Here is a 19,232-nt window from a genome sequence, read left to right as displayed (position 1 = left end):
TTTTTGTTTGTAAATACCCCTGTCAATGCGAAAAGCACCGGCAAAATCAAAAGATAATTATTTCCCCTCACACTACGGGGAAATCGCTTTCCCCTAAATAGAAAAATAAACATTTAATTAACAAAAAGCAATTTAACCAGTGCAAAAACCTACATGCATCACAATTTTGACCAATTAAATATTAATAATCAGTTAAAACACAACTGTAAATAAAAAAAGTAAAACGTAATTTCCGGTTCAAAATCAAAGAACTAATTGTATAAATATCCTTTCCGGTATAAAACCGGTCGACGGTGTTTATTTGAGCACTTTATCTGTTATACCCGAAAGCCAATAAACTGTATGGCTTCATTTCACTGCCAAAATACCGCCGCATTTTTATCATTATTTCTTATGTACTGATAACTTGTTGTTATATCAATACAGTTTTATACCTGTTTTTATCTTCCGGGCTACCGTAATTGAAATGACGGACTATCATTAACAATATCTATAACGAATAGTTATAAACAAGTCCGTAACAGACTTTGCAAATTCCGGTGATTTTTTCTAACGTGTCATTATTAAAACAGATACCCAGCGTCATTCAAAATGCAGGCAGGCGGCAAGGGAAGACAGACGGGGAGCATACACAAGTATGTGACCCGGCTGGCTGACAGCAGCCAACGAACCTGCAGTTTGAATGAATAAGGGTATATACCCAACGTCATTCAGGGGAAGCACCATGAGAAAAACAACACTGTCAGTGTCATTGGCTCTGCTCTTTTCAGCCTCCGCATTCGCCGCAACACCACCGGGTACGCTTATTGTTGTTCAGGGCCTGGATGATATTGTCAGCCTCGACCCCGCCGAAAGCAATGAGCTTTCCAGTATTCAGACGGTCCCGAGTTTCTACCAGCGTATTGTGCAGCCAAACCGGGATAATCCGGCACAACTTGATGCCATCTTATTAGAAGACTGGCAGGCTGACGCTGCAAATAAAACGCTGACTGTCCGTATTAAAGAAAATGCACAATTTGCTTCCGGTAACCCGGTGCGCCCTGAAGATATTATTTTCTCTTATCAGCGCGCAGTGATAATGAATAAATCACCGGCCTTTATTCTCAATATTCTCGGCTGGGATAAAGACAATATTGCACAGCAATTTGAAAAAACCGGCGATCGTACTCTGAAAATTAAATGGAGTGCGGATATCAGCCCGGATGTGGCGCTTAATTTATTATCCACGCCGATTGCCTCCGTTGTTGATGAAAAATTAGTGACACCAAATATTAAAAATAATGATTTCGGTAATGCCTGGCTGAAAATGCATTCCGCCGGCAGCGGTGCATACTTACTTAAAGTTTATCAGCCGAATCAGGCTATTGTGATGGCAGCTAACCCGCATGTTTCCACCGGTGAAGCAAAAATTGCCTCCATTATTATTAAAAACGTACCAGACCCGGCATCGCGCCGTCTGCTTATTCAGCAGGGAGATGCGGATATTGCCCGCGAACTGGGCGCAGACCAGACTGCGGCACTGAAAAATACCGCCGGGATCAGAGTGGAAAATATTCCGTCCGCCGAGCAGGATTACCTGGCATTCAATACCGGAAACAGTGCCAATCCGCTGCTGAAAAACCCTGCATTGTGGGAAGCAGCACGTTATTTGGTTGATTATGAAGGTATTACCAAGGATTTATTGAAAGGTCAGTATTTTATTCATCAGAGCTTCCTGCCGGTCGGTTTACCCGGCACGCTGACCAATAATCCGTATAAATTTGATCCCGTCAAAGCAAAAGCCATACTGGAAAAAGCCGGTATTCAAGATGCACATTTCACGCTTGATGTAGAGAACAAACCACCATATATCACTATCGCGCAGTCACTTCAGGCAAGTTTTGCACAAGGCGGGATCCGCGTGGAACTTCTGCCTGCGGCAGGCAGCCAGGTGTATTCACGGGTGCGGGCGCGTTCACATCAGGCGGCGGTCCGTTTCTGGATCCCGGACTATTTTGATGCCCACTCAAACGCCAGCGCCTTCGCCTTTAATGACGGCAAAAGCAGCACTGTCGCATGGCTGAACGGCTGGGATATTCCCGCGCTGTCAGAAACCACACTGAAAGCGGTGGCAGAGCCTGATAAAGCCAAACGCACACAGATGTATGCCGCGATGCAGGAAGAGTTACAGCGCAGTTCACCATATGTGTTTATGGCTCAGGGGCAAAACCAGGTTGTTCTGCGTGATAATGTCAAAGGCTATCAGCAGGGACTGAATGCGGATATGGTGTATTACGACAGAGTCACCAAATAACCTATTTGAATGAATACGGTTACAGCCCTGCAGGGATCACCTGTGGGGCTATTGTCTTTTGTTTTATTCAGGAATAGCTGTATGTCTGACTCTTCGCCTTCCGCCACGATGCTGCGCCATATCCTGCGTGTCACTGTTCAGAGTATTTTTACGCTGGCATTGACACTGCTCGGGCTGCTGATCATCACCTTCGCGCTGTCAGCGCTCTCCCCGGTTGACCGGGTGCTGCAGATTGTCGGCGATCACGCCAGCCACGAAACTTATCAGCAGGTAAAACTGGAGCTGGGACTGGATCAGCCGGTGTATATTCAGTTTTGGCATTATCTGGGCAGATTGCTGCACGGGGATCTCGGTATGGCGTCCTCTATGGGGCAGCCTGTACTCAACGGTGTACTGACTACCCTGCCCGCCACAATTGAACTGGCAACCCTTGCACTGGTAGCGGGGTCATCGCTCGGTATTTTGTGCGGTGTGTTGTGTGCCCGCTATGCCGGCTCACCGCTTGATTTTATCATCCGCACCCTGACACTTCTCGGCAACTCGGTTCCTGTCTTCTGGCTGGGACTACTGATGCTGCTGCTATTTTATGCCACGCTGCAATGGAGTCCCGGCCCCGGGAGGCTGGATGATATCTATCAATATACGATTGAGGCAAAAACCGGATTTGTACTGATTGATACCTGGCTTTCCGGCGAGCCGGGAGCATTTACCAATGCGGTTGCACATCTGATTTTACCTGTGTCGCTGCTTGCCTATTTCTGTCTTGCCGGGATAACCCGGCTGACCCGTGCCGCATGTCTGAGTGAAATGAACAAAGAATATGTCACTTTAGCGCGAGCTAAAGGAAATACGGATATGCAGGTTCTGTTCCGCCATGTGCTGCCCAATATCCGCGGCACACTGATAACGGTAGTCGCGCTGGCGTACACCGGGATGCTGGAAGGAGCAGTACTGACCGAAACCGTTTTCTCCTGGCCCGGTATCGGACGCTATCTCACCGCCGCCCTGTTTGCCGGAGATACCACCGCCGTCATGGGCGGCACACTGGTTATCGGGATCTGCTTCATTTTTATCAATAATGTGACTGATATGATTGTGCGCTTAACTGATCCGCGGGTGACATTATGACATTGCTGCCGAAAATCCGCCGGTCACCTTCTGCTCTGACCGGCACGCTGATAATTCTTTTTCTCCTGCTGGTTGCTCTGTTTGCCCCGGGCCTTGCGCCGTTTGATCCGGTGCTGCAAAACCCGGCACAGCGCCTGTTGGCGCCGGATGCACAACACTGGCTCGGTACTGACAGCTACGGACGGGATATTCTCTCACGCCTGATTTACGGCGCCCGCCCGATGTTTGGTCTGGTCGCCCTGGTTGCCGTCATCACTCTGCCCGCCGGTTTGCTGATCGGCATTCTGGCAGGATTTTACGGGCGCTGGCTTGAAACCATTCTGATGCGCTTTACCGATATTGTGATGTCGATGCCGCGCCTGATCCTCGCCTTTGCCTTTGTCGCCATCCTGGGACCGGGACTGATAAACGGCGCGCTGGCACTCGCACTCACCTCCTGGCCTGCATATGCCCGCCAGGCGCGCAGTGAAATCCGTCATCTGCGCAACAGTGATTATCTGGCCAGTGCAGAAATGATGGGGATCCGCGGTCTTCGTCTGTTATGGGGGCACATTTTGCCGCTCTGTCTGCCCTCAGCCATTGTCCGGCTCGCGCTTGATCTTGCGACTATCATCCTGGCGGCAGCCGGTCTGGGGTTCTTAGGACTTGGTGCACAACCGCCGATGGCGGAATGGGGAGCGATGATAGCAGACGGTATGCAGGTTATCTTTGACCAGTGGTGGATAGCGGCAATACCCGGTGCTGCTATTCTGACTGCCGGGATGGCATTCAATCTTCTGGGTGATGGTTTACGCGATATTATGGAGCCTGAACATGACTGAGCCACTTATCCGGGTCAATAATTTATCGGTAGATTACCCGCGTGCGCGGGTGGTTAACAGCGTTTCATTCAGCCTGGGACAGGAACGGCTGGCGCTGGTCGGTGAATCCGGCTCCGGCAAATCCATGACAGCGAGAACACTGATGGGACTGGTGCGCAAACCCGGCAAGGTCAGTGCGCAAACGCTGGAATTTCGCAATACCCCGCTGCTGTCACTGCGTGAAAAACAGTGGGCGGCACTGCGTGGTAATGATATCGCCATGATAATGCAGGATCCGCGTTATGCCCTCAATCCGGTAAAAAACCTGTATCAGCAGATTGAAGAAGCACTGGTGCGACATCAGAGACTGTCAAAAGCCGACCGTCGTGACCGTGTATATGATATGGCGCGTGCAGCCGGGCTGGCAGAGTCCGCCCTTTCCCGCTATCCGGGACAACTTTCCGGCGGAATGGGACAGCGCGCCATGATTGCAATTGCCCTGATCAATAATCCCGCTGTATTAATTGCTGATGAACCTACCTCAGCACTTGATGCACGGCTGCGTCATCAAATACTGGAGCTGATTGTCCGTCAGTGTGAAGAACGACAGATGGGATTACTGCTGATAAGCCACGACCTGCCGCTGGTCGCCGCTCACTGTCAGCGCGTGATGGTAATGTATCAGGGGCAACAGGTGGATGAACTGCCCGCCGCACAACTGCCGCAGGCAACGCATCCCTATACCCGCACGTTATGGACCTGCCGTCCTGACGCTCAGACTTACGGGACGGACTTACCGGTACTGGACAGGCAGGCGCTGGAAACATTACTGACTCAGGAGACGCATCATGCCGGAGAATAATTCAACCCCGATTATAGAGGTCAGTAATCTTTCCGTCAGTTTCGGGCAGCGGCAGGTCGTCTGCAAGGCCGGCTTTCACCTCAATGCCGGCGAAACATTCAGTCTTATCGGTGAGTCCGGATGCGGAAAATCCACTATTCTGCGGGTGATCGCCGGATTGCAGCGGGAATGGCAGGGAGGCGTTCAGCTGCTGTCACAGCATATCCACCCGGGACAACGCTACCGGGGCGAACTCCGGCGCAATGTGCAGATGGTATTTCAGGATCCTTATGCGTCTCTGCATCCGTTTCATACTATTCATCGCGCCCTTGCAGAGCCGCTACGCATTCACCATGAAAATGATATTGAAGCCCGGGTCACGCAGGCAATAGCGTCTGTCGGATTACCGCAGGATGTAGCGCAGCGCTATCCCCATCAGCTTTCCGGCGGGCAGCGCCAGCGTATTGCGATTGCCCGCGCACTGATGCTGCGCCCGCAGATTTTATTACTGGATGAGCCGACATCCGCACTGGATATGTCCGTTCAGGCCGAAATTCTCAATCTGCTTAATCACCTGAAAACCGCTCACAATATGACCTATCTGCTGGTCAGTCACGACGCCGATGTGGTGGCACATATGTCTGACAGAGCAGCTTTTATGGCTCACGGGCAAATAGTACGGGAATTTGATCGCGCAGCGTTGCGCCGGGGAGAGCACAGGATGGAAACAACAGAGGAAGTTCGCTGAGTAAAAGCAAACGGGGCATTCGCCCCGTTTTGATAATAGTGAACAGTGTGATTATGACAATAATCCCGGAAAGCTCATTTTCATTCCGGTAATAATCAGTTCAATACCTAATGACATCAACATCAGCCCCATAATACGGGTCACGACGTTTATCCCTGTTTGTCCCAGATATTTCACCCACAGCCCCGCTGAACGGAACAGCAGCCAGCAAAAAAACGCAAACACTATGCTGGTCAGTGCCAGTCCGGCAAAATTCTGCCAGCCCTGCCAGCGCGCACTCCAGACCACACAAGAGCTGATGGCACCAGGTCCGGCCATCAGCGGCAGCGCCAGCGGCACAACACCGATGTTATCGCGGATCGCTGTTTCTGATTGTTCCTGCTTGTTTTGTTTATCTTCCCCGAGCTTTCCGCTGATCATGGACATCGCGATCAGGACGATCAGCGTTCCTCCGGCTATCCGGAAAGACTCAATGGAAATACCAAACATAATGAGGATTTTATCGCCGACCAGCAGTGACAGGCACAAAATAATGGCGACCGAAAAGTTCGCAATCATATTGGTTCGATTGCGGACAGCTGCGGTCTGATAATTCGTCATACTCATAAACACCGGTAAAATACCGACCGGGTTGACTAAAGCAAATAATCCGACAAAAAATTTTAAATAGCCGGAAAAGTCCAGTAATGTGTTGCCCACAAAAAATCCTCAACCTAATAACACTGTAATGAACGGCTGATATACGCCGCCGCGTATTGCCAAAGGGTTGTAATAATTATATTAACCCGGACATCATACCGTTGAATCCAGGATAAAAGAAATTGCTTTCAACAGAATATTTCTCCCCGCCGGCTGATGCGATACAGCTTAATTCCCTCATCTACGTATATATTTTAGTCAATCATCAGTTCTTCTGTAAAATCGATGGCAGACACTATAATTGAAATTGATAATTAATCTCATTTAAGCGCAAGCTGAATGGTGTCAGCTTGCTATATTTGTGATTTCGATCACTTTAATATCCCCCTGTAATGTTAAGCTCACTTTACTGAAGTTGAATCGATTCAACTTCAGTCATTAACAGAGTACCTGACGGGCTTTTTAAGCAAATCAGCGGGCATCCTGAAGGATGACGAGTATAGGTTATGAGCAAAATCGATTTAGTTACCTTTTACTGTTGTGACTATAATCAGATCGTACCGACCCGCTAATTTGCTTAAAAAGTTTAACAATTTATCAGGAGTCATCTGTATGGCCGTAACCAATATCACCGAACTCAATGAATTAGTTGCCCGCGTTAAAAAAGCACAGCGTGAATTTGCCGGTTTCACTCAGGAACAGGTAGACACCATTTTCCGTGCGGCGGCTCTTGCTGCGGCGGATGCGCGTATCCCTCTGGCGAAACTGGCCGTTGAAGAGTCCGGAATGGGGATTATTGAAGACAAAGTGATCAAAAACCATTTTGCATCTGAATATATCTATAATGCCTACCGTGATGAAAAAACCTGCGGTATCTTGTCTGAAGACCCGACATTCGGGACCATCACCATTGCTGAGCCTATCGGCATCATCTGCGGAATAGTGCCCACCACCAACCCGACATCCACAGCTATCTTTAAAGCGCTGATCAGCCTGAAAACCCGTAACGGTATTATCTTCTCCCCGCATCCGCGGGCAAAAAAATGCCACCAATAAAGCGGCGCAGATTGTATTGAATGCCGCGGTTGCCGCCGGTGCACCGGCTGATATCATCGGCTGGATTGATGAGCCTTCCGTTGAATTGTCCAATGCTTTAATGCACCACCCTGATACTAACCTGATCCTCGCCACCGGCGGACCGGGCATGGTGAAAGCGGCCTACAGCTCCGGTAAACCTGCCATTGGTGTCGGCGCGGGTAATACCCCGGTTGTTATTGATGAAACCGCCGATATCAAACGCGCTGTGGCATCTATTCTGATGTCCAAAACCTTTGATAACGGTGTGATTTGTGCTTCTGAGCAATCTGTGATTGTCGTTGATGAAGTGTATGAGCAGGTTAAAGAGCGTTTTGAAAACCACGGCGGTTACATCCTCAAAGGCAAAGATCTGAAAGCGGTTCAGGACATTATTTTGCTCAACGGCGGACTGAATGCCAAAATTGTCGGTCAGTCCGCGGTGAAAATCGCTGAAATGGCGGGAATTGAAGTCCCGGCATGGACAAAAATTCTTATTGGTGCGGTTTCCGTCGTTGATGAATCAGAACCTTTCGCCCATGAAAAACTCTCTCCGCTGTTAGCGATGTATCGCGGCAAAGATTTTGAAGACGCAGTATTGAAAGCAGAAAAATTAGTGGAAATGGGCGGGATAGGTCACACCTCCTGCTTATATACTGATCAGGATAACCGCCCGGAGCGCATAAAATACTTCGGCGAAAAAATGAAAACCGCGCGTATCCTTATTAACACCCCTGCCTCACAAGGCGGGATCGGCGACCTGTACAACTTTAAGCTCTCTCCGTCACTGACATTGGGTTGCGGCTCCTGGGGCGGTAACTCCATTTCTGAAAACGTCGGGCCGAAACACCTGATCAACACCAAAACTGTGGCAAAACGGGCTGAGAATATGTTGTGGCATAAACTTCCGAAATCTATCTACTTCCGCCGGGGCTGCCTGCCGATTGCCCTGGAAGAAATTGCGACCGATGGCGCAAAACGGGCATTTATTGTTACTGACGGTTATTTATTCAATAACGGCTATGTTGATGAAGTCACCCGCGTGCTGAAATCTCACGGCATGGAAGTGGAAATATTTTTTGAAGTGGAAGCGGATCCGACCTTATCTGTTGTGCGCAAAGGTGCCGCACAGATGAACAGTTTCAAACCGGACGTGATTATTGCACTCGGTGGTGGTTCACCGATGGACGCGGCAAAAATTATGTGGGTCATGTATGAGCATCCGGAAACCCATTTTGAAGAACTCGCCCTGCGCTTTATGGATATCCGCAAACGTATCTATAAATTCCCGAAAATGGGTGTAAAAGCCAAAATGGTCGCGATCACCACCACATCCGGTACCGGCTCTGAAGTGACACCATTTGCCGTTGTGACCGATGATGCAACCGGACAAAAATATCCGCTGGCAGACTATGCACTGACCCCGGATATCGCCATCGTGGATGCGAATCTTGTCATGAATATGCCGAAATCCCTTACCGCATTCGGCGGACTGGATGCCGTAACGCATGCTCTGGAAGCCTATGTATCTGTTCTTGCAAATGAATATTCAGACGGACAGGCATTACAGGCGCTGAAACTGCTGAAAGAATTCCTGCCGGCCAGTTACCATGAAGGCGCGAAGAACCCGGTCGCCCGTGAGCGCGTTCATAATGCCGCCACTATCGCCGGTATCGCATTTGCTAACGCCTTCCTCGGTGTTTGTCACTCAATGGCCCATAAACTGGGTTCTGAGTTCCATATCCCGCACGGATTAGCCAACGCCCTGCTTATCTGTAACGTGATCCGCTATAACGCAACAGATAACCCGACCAAACAGACCGCATTCAGTCAGTATGACCGCCCGCAGGCGCGCCGCCGTTATGCTGAAATTGCCGACCATCTGGGATTAGGTGCCGATGGTGACCGCACCGCGCAGAAAATTGAAAAACTGCTGGTCTGGCTGGAGGAAATTAAAGCGTCTCTGGGGATCCCGAAATCTATCCGTGAAGCCGGTGTACCGGAAGCAGAATTCCTGGCGAAACTGGATAAACTGTCTGAAGATGCATTTGATGACCAATGTACCGGGGCAAATCCGCGTTATCCGCTTATTGCTGAATTAAAACAAATTATGCTGGATACTTATTATGGCCGCGTCTATGACGAGTCTGTTCCGGTTGCGGCACCAAAGTCGCAGGTCAAACCTGTTGCAAAACGAATTGCTAAGAAATAATCATCTATTTGATAAATAATAACCGCAAAGCCCTCTTCTGAGGGCTTTTTAATAGTTGTCTCATAATAATAATTGAATAATTGTCACAAATTTAATATGTATTCTTTTTTGATCAACAATTCAACCTGCTGCTGATTTTTAATATTTAACTTAATACAAATGACAAAACAGATATGATGCCGGACGCTATTTTTCAGTATTTTATCACGAACAACACAAATACCGCCTTACTCCTTCCTGTTTACCTGGTATCCTTTTCATCCCTGTCTGTACTTTTATCCGGCTCTGATATAAAAATGCCGGACATGTTTGTCCGGCATTTTCCGTATAAATGAAGCGGGTATCTATTTTATGAATGACACTGTGTTGCCATTACCGTGCGCATCGCTTCACGGTAATGTTTACGACATACCGAAACATATTTTTCGTTTCCGCCAATATCAATTTGTGCACCATCTGACATTACATGGCCCTGTCCGTCATAACGTAAAACACGGCTGGCTTTCCGCCCGCAATGACAAATTGTTTTTAATTCCACTAATTTATCAGCCCAGGCTAATAAATAATGACTACCGCTGAATAACTCACCTTTAAAATCAGTGCGTAATCCGTAACAAAGAACGGGTATATCAATATCATCAACGATATAACATAACTGCTCTGCCTGCGCTTTCGTCAGGAACTGGCACTCATCTATTAATACGCAGTGTACAGGCGCCTGCTGATGTTCATGTGTGATAACACTACCGATATCAGTCTCTTCACCAAAGACCCGTGCATCCGCGCTCAGGCCGATACGGGAGGTCACTTTGCTATGTGCATACCGGTTATCAATTTCTGCCGTAAATATCAATGTGCGCATTCCGCGTTCATTGTAGTTATAGGAAGATTGTAATAGTGCGGTCGATTTTCCCGCATTCATCGCGGAGTAATAAAAATAAAGCTGAGCCACCGGCTCTCTCCCTCTCAGTCATTCAAAAATCGCTGCAATACTAACACAACCGCAATAAAAATAGCGCGATCAGTATTTGTCTGCATGCCTTAAGCGCATGTGCAATATCCGTTATTCATCGTTACCGCAATTCATAGGAAGCATGATTACATGACGAATATTCACAATTGTTATCAGCGATGGTCATTTTATCCTGTTTTTTATTATATCTGAGCTGAAGAATAACGTTTCTTTACATAAAATAAGGTTAAATATAATTTGTATCTTCCTCATCGTTTATGATCAAACCTTTTTGAAATCGCTGAGCGCCAACACCGTTTTACCCTGTCCCCTTATCGAAATTAAACAAAAAAGCACAAAGAGGCTTATTATTCCGCAGAAATAATTGCTTTTAAAAAAAATGTGTTTTAACCTTATCCCGAAATTTGCTATTGCAGATTTTTAAATAGCAATCTATTATTAACTACACATCAGCCAACATTTAATTTGAGACCAGAATTATGAGTGAATCTTTGAAGCCATTTAATAATATTCGTACTCTTCGCGCACAGGCCAGAGAATCTACCCTGGAAAGTCTGGAAGAAATGCTGGAGAAACTCACTTCGGTTGTTGAAGAACGCCGTTCTGAAGAATCTCAGGCTAAAGCTGGACTGGAAGAGCGTACCCGTAAATTAGAAGAAGTTCGCCAGTTCATTCTCAAGCAGGGTATCAATCCTGAAGAATTAATTCAGTCAATGTCTACCGGTAAAGTTGCAAGCAAATCAAAACGTGCGCAGCGCCCGGCTAAATACGAGTACATCGATGAAAACGGTGAGCAGAAAACCTGGACAGGTCAGGGCCGCACACCAGCTGTTATCAAACAGGCCATCGAAAGTGAAGGTAAATCTCTGGATAGTTTCTTAATTAAATAATCCGGATTTCCACACTGAAAAGCCCTTCTGCGAAGGGCTTTTTTTTATTCATTGATACCCGGGTTATTCAAAATGCAGGCAGACTGAGTTCTGTCAACGACCCTGCGGTTTAAATGAATAAGGAAATATCTGCCGATATTTTGATAAGCAAAAGGAGGCTTTCGCCTCCTTTTTTGTTACAGACAGTCAGCCTGATTACTTATTTTTACCGTGATAAAACGACATATACCAATCAACAAACTGCTGTACACCATAATTAACCGGTGTATCCGGAGAGAAACCTATCGTTTTATACAGCTCGCCGGAATCTGCACAGGTGGATAACACATCACCATCCTGCATATCCATAAAGTGCTTAGCCGCTTTAATATTCAATGCAGTTTCAATCGCCTGAATAAAATCGCCTAACCGGGTAGGTTGTCCGTTACCGACATTATAAATTTTGTACGGCGCAGAACTGGCTGATTTCAACCCTTCTTCAACCGTCCAATCATTATTTGCTGTTGGTATAACATCTAATAACCGCACCACAGCTTCCGCAATATCACCGACATAAGTAAAATCGCGAACCATATTTCCATGGTTATAAACATCAATCGGTTTTCCGTCCAACATGGCTTTAACAAATTTAAACAAAGCCATATCCGGACGTCCCCACGGTCCGTAAACTGTAAAAAAACGCAGTCCGGTCGTCGGTAACTGATAAAGATGTGAATAGCTGTGCGACATTAATTCATTGGCTTTCTTTGTCGCCGCATATAACGAAACCGGATGATCAACATCATCTTCCACAGAGAAAGGCTGTTTACGGTTCAGGCCATATACCGAGCTGGAAGAAGAATAAATCAGATGTCCCACCCCGTGATGACGGCAGCCTTCCAGAATATTCATGTGTGCCAGAATATTTGCGTCTATATACGCCATCGGGTTCTGGATAGAATACCGGACACCCGGCTGAGCCGCGAGATGAATAACACGCTCAAACTGTTGTGAGGCAAATAATTCACTGACATCACTTTTCACCGACAGATCCATTTTAAAAAAATGAAAATTCGGATGCGATAAAATCAGATCAAGGCGCGCTTTCTTGAGATTAACATCGTAATAGTCATTGAGATTGTCGGCACCGACAACCTCATGACCCTGCTCAAGCAGGCGCTGTGTGACATGATAACCAATAAAACCAGCCGCGCCGGTTACAAGTATTTTCATATTCAGACTCAAATTACCGGATTAATGGAAGCACCACGGCCTATACCATAATAGATAAAGCCACGGTTTTCTAAACGTTCCGGGTCATAAAGGTTACGCCCGTCAAAAATAACCGGTGTTTTCAGTCCTGATTTAATGGTGTCAAAGTCCGGTGCACGGAAACTCTGCCATTCGGTACAGATAACCAGTGCATCTGCGCCGTGCAGTGCCGCTTCTTTGGTACCCATCAATACAAGGTCATCACGCTGTCCGAAAACCCGCTGCGCTTCCTGCATGGCTTCCGGGTCATAGGCCTGAATTTTCGCACCGGCAGCCCATAATTCCTGTAACAGAACACGGCTGGAGGCTTCACGCATATCATCTGTATTCGGTTTGAAAGAGAGTCCCCACACTGCAAAGGTTTTGCCGCGCAGGTCGTCACCGAAGTGGCGCTTAATAAAAGAAGGCAGTTTATATTTCTGCAACTCATTCACTTCTTCCACTGCCTGCAGAATTCTTGGCGTGAAACCAATGTGTTCGGCAGTACGGATAAGCGCCTGCACATCTTTAGGGAAGCAGGAGCCGCCATAGCCGCAGCCCGGATAAATAAAGTGATAGCCGATACGGGAGTCAGAACCAATCCCCTGGCGGACATTTTCGATATCCGCGCCCAGCAGTTCCGCAAGGTTTGAAATCTCATTCATAAAGCTGATTTTTGTCGCCAGCATGCAGTTTGCCGCGTATTTTGTCAGCTCTGCACTGCGGATATCCATCACAATCATGCGATCGTGATTGCGGTTAAACGGCTCATACAGTTCACGGATAATATCCACAACGCCTTCGTTATCACAACCGATAACGATACGTTCAGGACGCATACAGTCTGCGACCGCCGCCCCTTCTTTCAGGAATTCCGGGTTGGAAACCACATCGTACGCAAAATCAGTGCCGCGTTCGGCCTGAGCGGCTTTGATCGTCGCATTAACTTTATCTGCCGTACCGACAGGAACGGTTGATTTATCAATAATGACTTTATAGCCGTCCATATGCTGCGCAATAGTGCGGGCAACCGCCGTCACATATTGTAAATCAGCGGAGCCATCTTCATCCGGCGGCGTACCGACCGCGATAAACTGTAATGTGCCGTGTGCCACACCTTTTGCGGCATCCGTGGTAAAGCTTAAACGCCCTTCTTCATAATTTTTCTTTACCAGCGGCGTTAAACCAGGTTCAAAAATCGGAATAAGTCCGTTTTTCAGGTTTTCGACTTTTTGTGCATCAACATCCACACACATAACATCATGACCGACTTCAGCCAGAACGGTTGCCTGCACCAGCCCTACATATCCGATTCCAAATACGGTTACTTTCATAATTCACCCATTGTGACAATAATTAATTCTGTAATGTTTTCAGCCAATCTGAGAATTCACCACCCAGATGTTTATGACGCATGCTGTATTCGACAAACGCTTTCATATAACCCATTTTGTCGCCGCAATCGTGACTGCGTCCGACCAGGCGGTAAGCCTCAACAGGGTTTTTCTCAATCAGCATAGCGATGGCATCCGTTAACTGGATTTCATCACCCGCACCCGGGGCTGTTTTACCCAGCAGCGACCAGATATCCGGAGATAACACATAGCGACCGACAATAGACATATTAGATGGCGCTTTAGCCGGCTCCGGTTTTTCGACCACGGCAAACATCGGTTTGCTTTCGCCCGCTGCCAGGCTTTCACCATGACAATCGACCACACCATAGTTTGAGACAACCTCAAGCGGCACAGGTTCGACCATCACCTGGCTTGCCTGATGCTCTTCATAGCGCCCGATCATCTCTTTGAGATTAAATTTTGACAGGTCAGTGCTGTACTCATCGATAACCACATCCGGCAGCACAACAGCAAACGGCTCATCACCGATCATCGGGCGGGCACATAACACGGCGTGTCCCAGCCCTTTCGCAATCCCCTGACGGGTCTGCATAATAGTGACATGGCGGGGACAGATTGACTGAACTTCATCGAGTAACTGACGCTTAACGCGTTTTTCCAGAATGGCTTCCAGTTCAAAACTGGTATCAAAATGGTTTTCAATGGAGTTTTTTGAGGAGTGGGTCACTAAAATAATTTCAGTGATCCCTGCGGCGATACATTCATTAACGACATACTGGATAAGTGGTTTGTCCACCAGCGGTAACATTTCTTTCGGAATTGCTTTGGTGGCCGGAAGCATGCGTGTTCCTAATCCTGCAACCGGGATCACGGCCTTATGAACCTTATTTTTCAGCGCTGACATACATCATCCTCAATGCGTATATACAAAACCAATACGCGATTAATACAAAATAATGCGTCTGAGTATACCAGCTAATTTTCAGGGATAAATACTCTGTCCCGTGTAAATGGCAATTGATGTTAAGAGATGTTTAATATCTGACCGGGTTGATAAGGGACTGAAATTATCCGTAACGGGGTCCCGGCGTTAAACTTAATTTAATCTGACTGCTGCCGTTCCATATCCGGCATTGCAGATGAGGGCTGAATTCACTTATCTGACTGGAGTAAACAGCCGAGAGCGTTCCCAGCGGTATCCCCCTGTTTACGCGAATCACATTATTTTCTGAGCGCAATTCAGCGCTGATCCCTGCACTGGACAGTAATACTGATTTGCGCTGAGTATGATAATACCCCAGCAGCAAGGGTAACTGCCCCGGAATACCGGCATCCTGCAACAGGGTATTCAGTTTATTTAAAATCGCCGTCATACTGGGTAACCGGCGGTGATTATTATGAATATAACGTTTAAGCAAATCGTTAAAAATCACGCGGATTAACATCGCCACCAGCGGACCATTCCCGATATTTTTGCTGATATCGAGACAATAAAATGCCACTTCGTTATCGGAAAACTCTGCCACATCAAATACCAGCCCTGTCTGGCAAGCATCTGATAATTGCGCATAGCGAATCTGATAATTAGCCAGCACCTGGGTAGGCGGCGGATTAAGCTGTTTTAATAAACGTAAAACATCATCCACATTATGCTGCAGTTGCGACCAGATACCGGACAGAGAATTTTGCTCCAGCACGCCGGGGGAAAAAAATAAGGGATAAAAATGAGACAGACACAGTTTTTTGACTTCTTCCAGCCGGTTAAGCGGTTTGAGCAACACATCTTTTGCACCGAGTCGCAACGCGTCATCAATATCAGACATTTTCTGAGTCGCAGAAATCACAATCACCGGAACATCCGGTAACACCGGCTGAATACCTGCGATAAATTCTGTGCCGCTCATCACCGGCATATTCAAATCACAAAATATCAGTTCCGGCTGAAAGCCGTTTTCAATACATAACAGCGCCTGAGCACCATCTTCGGCAGACAATACAGTCGCACCGAGAAGCCGCAAATACGATGACAGCGTCATATTGAATGCCGGGTCGTCGTCAATGACTAAAATTCGTTTTTCATCCAGTGCTCTTTTCATGGCATTCCCTCATTCCCCGCATGACTTCACAGACCGGCGCAAACACCGGTGACGGCGCGGTTCCCGCTATGCAACTAAGATAAAGAATAGCGTGTGATCTGTATTTCCGGTAGCATTTAACCTCTGTTTCTTACGTTTATTTACCCTGAACACACTGATTGATACTTATGCCTCATTTTACTGATAATACACTCTGCCCCTGCGGCAGTGAAAAAGACCTGTCTCAGTGCTGCGGGCCTTATCTGTCCGGACAACAATCCGCACCCGATGCACGGGCACTGATGCGCTCCCGTTACAGCGCCTTTGTCACACATAATGCAGATCACCTGATCCGCACATGGTACCCGCCTGAGCGCGCACAGCCGCTGCGGGACGATCTTGAAGCCGGATTTGCCCGCACACAGTGGCTGAGCCTCAATGTTATTGATTTTCAGACCGGTCCTGCACCGGACGAGGCTTTCGTCGAATTTTGTGCTTGCTTTATTGATAAAAAGTCCGAAGATAAACAACTTATCCATGAGCGCTCACGCTTTCGCCTGATTGACAGCCAGTGGTTCTATCTGGACGGCGTGGCACCGCAAACAGGCCGTAACGACCCCTGTCCCTGCGGCTCCGGAAAAAAATATAAAAAATGCTGTGCATGACACAGAGTAAGCACCCTCTTGCAAACAACAAAATATCAGTTATTAAGGATTTACACCGTCCATGCAACACCAAACCAGCCAGAAAAAGATCCTGAGAACCATTTGCCCTGATGCAAAAGGGCTTATCGCAAAAATCACCAATATTTGTTATAAGCATCAGCTTAATATTATTCAGAACAATGAATTCGTCGACCACCGTACCGGACGCTTTTTTATGCGCACCGAACTGGAAGGTATTTTTAACGACGAAACCCTGCTTGCCGATCTGGACGATGCGCTGCCGAAAGGCTCAACCCGTGAATTAACCACTTCCGGCCGCCGCCGTATTGTCATTATGGTGACAAAAGAAGCGCACTGTCTTGGCGATATTCTGATGAAAAGCGCCTATGGCGGCCTGGATGTCGATATTGCCGCGATCATCGGTAACCACGATTTACTGGGGCCTCTCGTCACCCAATTTGGTATTCCGTTCCATCATATCAGCCATGACGGTTTAACCCGTGAACAGCACGATATGCAGATCATTAAACAAATTGATCAATACCAGCCTGATTATGTCGTACTGGCAAAATACATGCGTGTTCTGACACCGGAATTTGTTGAGCACTACCCGAACCAGATAATCAATATCCACCACTCATTCCTGCCGGCCTTTATCGGCGCGCGCCCTTATCATCAGGCCTATGAACGTGGTGTGAAAATTATCGGTGCAACCGCGCACTACGTGAACAATAATCTCGATGAAGGTCCGATCATCTATCAAAGCGTGATTAATGTCGATCACACTTACAGCGCTGACGATATGGTGCTCGCCGGACGTGATGTTGAAAAAAACGTACTCAGCCACGCGCTGAGCCGGGTTCTGTCACAGCGTGTTTTTGTTTACGGTAACCGCACAGTTATTCTGTAAATGGATTAATTGCCCGAAGTTGCACGTAAACCGTGCACTTCGGGTAAAAAAACAACGGACACTCATTTTTTCTCTTTTTTTACTTTACAGCATCCGCATATTTGCTATTATGCAGCCCGTCCTGAGGCAATAACTGTTCAGGCACACAATTTAAAACTGGTGGGATACCCAAGCGGCCAAAGGGAGCAGACTGTAAATCTGCCGTCACAGACTTCGAAGGTTCGAATCCTTCTCCCACCACCATTTCAGCACTGCCCTCCTCTATTTTAAATTCTCAATACAATCCATAATCTTATTCAGCACACTTGCATGTGATTTTGATTTATATAAATGGCAACTATTTTCCGCCTCACTTTGTGACAGCGGTAAAAAGATCAGTTCACTGCTGTGCGGTGATGTTTTCGGGTGTTCATCAATAAAACAGAGATAATCCCCGTCAACCAGCAGATGCAGATAGCCGTGTATACTGTCAATTAAGTGCACATGTTCATGCTTACTCTGTTCATCATGTTGTTGTAACAGTGTTTTCAGAAGCGGGCTTTCATATAACAGCGGCTCACATAACCAGACACAACGGGATAATAATGTTTGCAGATTATTATCACAGGACTGAAAAAGTGATTTCCGGCAACAAATACCAATCTGTCCCTGCGGTAAATTGCGTAACAGAGCAAAACGCTCACTGATAACCGGCTCAGAAGAAAGCAGCAGTGTATTTCCTTCAAAATCGTTTATTTCATCAATACAATCATAATTAAACCGAAATACATTAATTTGCACACCGGCTTTAAATGCAGCCCGGTATAATGCATCGATATATTTACTTTTTCCCCAATCATAAAATACATTTATCTTATTACATATTGTTCCGGTGATATGCTTTTTCGTAATTTCTTTTTCCTGTGTATATAAATCTTTCAGGTCACTATACAGTTCAAGACCTTCTCGTGTCAGACTCATACCAAATTTTTCACGCTTAAATAAACGCTTTCCCAGTAAAATCTCGAAATCTTTAATCGATTTTGCCACAGGAGGCGTTGTTCTGTTCATCACTTTTGCTGCCTTGCTGAGTGATCCGTATTCAACAACAGCCATAAAGGCTTCCAACTTCCTTGAAAAAAACATAATGTCGATTCCTATTGCTGTGGTAAATAACCAATAAAACAATTACTTATTGATATATAACGACTTTATTTCCGGCGTTTTTTTCTTAAACAAACAGTTAAAATACGTTTATTTATTAATATTTATTTCAAAATAATATTTTTTGATACTTATGTTTTTTATTTAATTAAATCTATCTTTAAAGATTAATACATAATAACAAAAACCTGTTATTTAAATTTTAGCAACCCTTGGTTGTTTTTCTTTACAACATGAATATGAATCATTATTA

15 protein-coding genes, 1 tRNA gene and 1 pseudogene are annotated in these 19,232 nt (G+C 46.7%); 10 read left to right on the top strand and 7 right to left on the bottom strand.

Going from position 1 to position 19,232, the window contains the following annotated elements; translation table 11 throughout:
• Nucleotides 1–724 precede the first annotated feature (724 nt).
• From AYY17_RS14905 to AYY17_RS14885, 5 genes are all read left to right on the top strand, one after another.
• Nucleotides 725–2,293, top strand: coding sequence for an ABC transporter substrate-binding protein (locus tag AYY17_RS14905; protein WP_067424806.1), 1,569 nt, complete (start codon nucleotides 725–727; stop codon nucleotides 2,291–2,293).
• A gap of 81 nt (nucleotides 2,294–2,374) precedes the next feature.
• Nucleotides 2,375–3,421 (top strand): ABC transporter permease, encoded by a 1,047-nt coding sequence (locus AYY17_RS14900; protein ID WP_067424804.1) that lies wholly within the window; start codon nucleotides 2,375–2,377, stop codon nucleotides 3,419–3,421.
• Complete coding sequence (locus AYY17_RS14895) at nucleotides 3,418–4,242, top strand: ABC transporter permease (RefSeq protein WP_067424801.1); 825 nt, start codon at nucleotides 3,418–3,420, stop codon at nucleotides 4,240–4,242. Before AYY17_RS14900 ends, AYY17_RS14895 begins: the two co-directional genes overlap by 4 nt.
• Entirely contained in the window at nucleotides 4,235–5,083 is an 849-nt protein-coding gene (locus tag AYY17_RS14890) for an ABC transporter ATP-binding protein (RefSeq protein WP_156656721.1), read from the top strand. Before AYY17_RS14895 ends, AYY17_RS14890 begins: the two co-directional genes overlap by 8 nt.
• Nucleotides 5,070–5,810, top strand: coding sequence for an ABC transporter ATP-binding protein (locus AYY17_RS14885; RefSeq protein ID WP_067424800.1), 741 nt, complete (start codon nucleotides 5,070–5,072; stop codon nucleotides 5,808–5,810). Before AYY17_RS14890 ends, AYY17_RS14885 begins: the two co-directional genes overlap by 14 nt.
• Nucleotides 5,811–5,861: 51 nt before the next feature.
• On the opposite strand, the gene AYY17_RS14880 is transcribed toward AYY17_RS14885, so the two are convergent.
• Entirely contained in the window at nucleotides 5,862–6,509 is a 648-nt protein-coding gene (locus AYY17_RS14880; protein WP_067424795.1) for a YchE family NAAT transporter, read from the bottom strand.
• Nucleotides 6,510–7,061: 552 nt separating this feature from the next.
• Between AYY17_RS14880 and adhE the strand changes: the two are divergent.
• Nucleotides 7,062–9,735 (top strand): annotated as a pseudogene (gene adhE, locus AYY17_RS14875) (bifunctional acetaldehyde-CoA/alcohol dehydrogenase).
• 349 nt (nucleotides 9,736–10,084) lie between these two features.
• Here adhE and AYY17_RS14870 read toward each other — a convergent pair.
• On the bottom strand, nucleotides 10,085–10,687 hold the full coding sequence (locus AYY17_RS14870) for a thymidine kinase (RefSeq protein ID WP_067424793.1): 603 nt from the start codon (nucleotides 10,685–10,687) through the stop codon (nucleotides 10,085–10,087).
• A gap of 500 nt (nucleotides 10,688–11,187) precedes the next feature.
• Here AYY17_RS14870 and hns point away from each other — a divergent pair, with 500 nt between their 5' ends.
• Nucleotides 11,188–11,598 (top strand): histone-like nucleoid-structuring protein H-NS, encoded by a 411-nt coding sequence (hns, locus tag AYY17_RS14865; protein WP_067424790.1) that lies wholly within the window; start codon nucleotides 11,188–11,190, stop codon nucleotides 11,596–11,598.
• Nucleotides 11,599–11,793: 195 nt separating this feature from the next.
• On the opposite strand, the gene AYY17_RS14860 is transcribed toward hns, so the two are convergent.
• From AYY17_RS14860 to rssB, 4 genes are all read right to left on the bottom strand, one after another.
• On the bottom strand, nucleotides 11,794–12,810 hold the full coding sequence (locus AYY17_RS14860) for an NAD-dependent epimerase (protein WP_067424788.1): 1,017 nt from the start codon (nucleotides 12,808–12,810) through the stop codon (nucleotides 11,794–11,796).
• An 8-nt stretch (nucleotides 12,811–12,818) separates the two neighbouring features.
• Nucleotides 12,819–14,162, bottom strand: coding sequence for a UDP-glucose dehydrogenase family protein (locus AYY17_RS14855; RefSeq protein ID WP_067424786.1), 1,344 nt, complete (start codon nucleotides 14,160–14,162; stop codon nucleotides 12,819–12,821).
• 22 nt (nucleotides 14,163–14,184) lie between these two features.
• Nucleotides 14,185–15,090, bottom strand: a complete 906-nt coding sequence (galU, locus tag AYY17_RS14850; protein WP_067424785.1) for a UTP--glucose-1-phosphate uridylyltransferase GalU — start codon at nucleotides 15,088–15,090, stop codon at nucleotides 14,185–14,187.
• A gap of 163 nt (nucleotides 15,091–15,253) precedes the next feature.
• A complete protein-coding gene (gene rssB / locus AYY17_RS14845; RefSeq protein ID WP_067424784.1) occupies nucleotides 15,254–16,282 on the bottom strand; it encodes a two-component system response regulator RssB in 1,029 nt (342 codons plus the stop codon).
• Between the two features lie 167 nt (nucleotides 16,283–16,449).
• On the opposite strand from rssB, the gene AYY17_RS14840 reads away from it, so the two are divergent.
• The 3 genes from AYY17_RS14840 (at nucleotide 16,450) to AYY17_RS14830 (ending at nucleotide 18,079) form a co-directional block, all read left to right on the top strand.
• Complete coding sequence (locus tag AYY17_RS14840) at nucleotides 16,450–16,926, top strand: YchJ family metal-binding protein (RefSeq protein WP_067424783.1); 477 nt, start codon at nucleotides 16,450–16,452, stop codon at nucleotides 16,924–16,926.
• A 61-nt stretch (nucleotides 16,927–16,987) separates the two neighbouring features.
• Nucleotides 16,988–17,836: a formyltetrahydrofolate deformylase gene (gene purU / locus AYY17_RS14835; protein WP_067424778.1), complete on the top strand. Its 849-nt coding sequence runs from the start codon at nucleotides 16,988–16,990 to the stop codon at nucleotides 17,834–17,836.
• A gap of 158 nt (nucleotides 17,837–17,994) precedes the next feature.
• A tRNA-Tyr gene (locus AYY17_RS14830) sits at nucleotides 17,995–18,079 on the top strand.
• An 18-nt stretch (nucleotides 18,080–18,097) separates the two neighbouring features.
• Here AYY17_RS14830 and AYY17_RS14825 read toward each other — a convergent pair.
• Nucleotides 18,098–18,961: a helix-turn-helix domain-containing protein gene (locus AYY17_RS14825; protein WP_067424776.1), complete on the bottom strand. Its 864-nt coding sequence runs from the start codon at nucleotides 18,959–18,961 to the stop codon at nucleotides 18,098–18,100.
• Nucleotides 18,962–19,232: the final 271 nt, after the last annotated feature.

This window comes from Morganella psychrotolerans (assembly GCF_001676055.1).
Taxonomy (GTDB): domain Bacteria; phylum Pseudomonadota; class Gammaproteobacteria; order Enterobacterales; family Enterobacteriaceae; genus Morganella; species Morganella psychrotolerans_B.
Note: the sequence above shows the minus strand (reverse complement) of the source record. Positions and strands in the feature narration are given on the sequence as shown.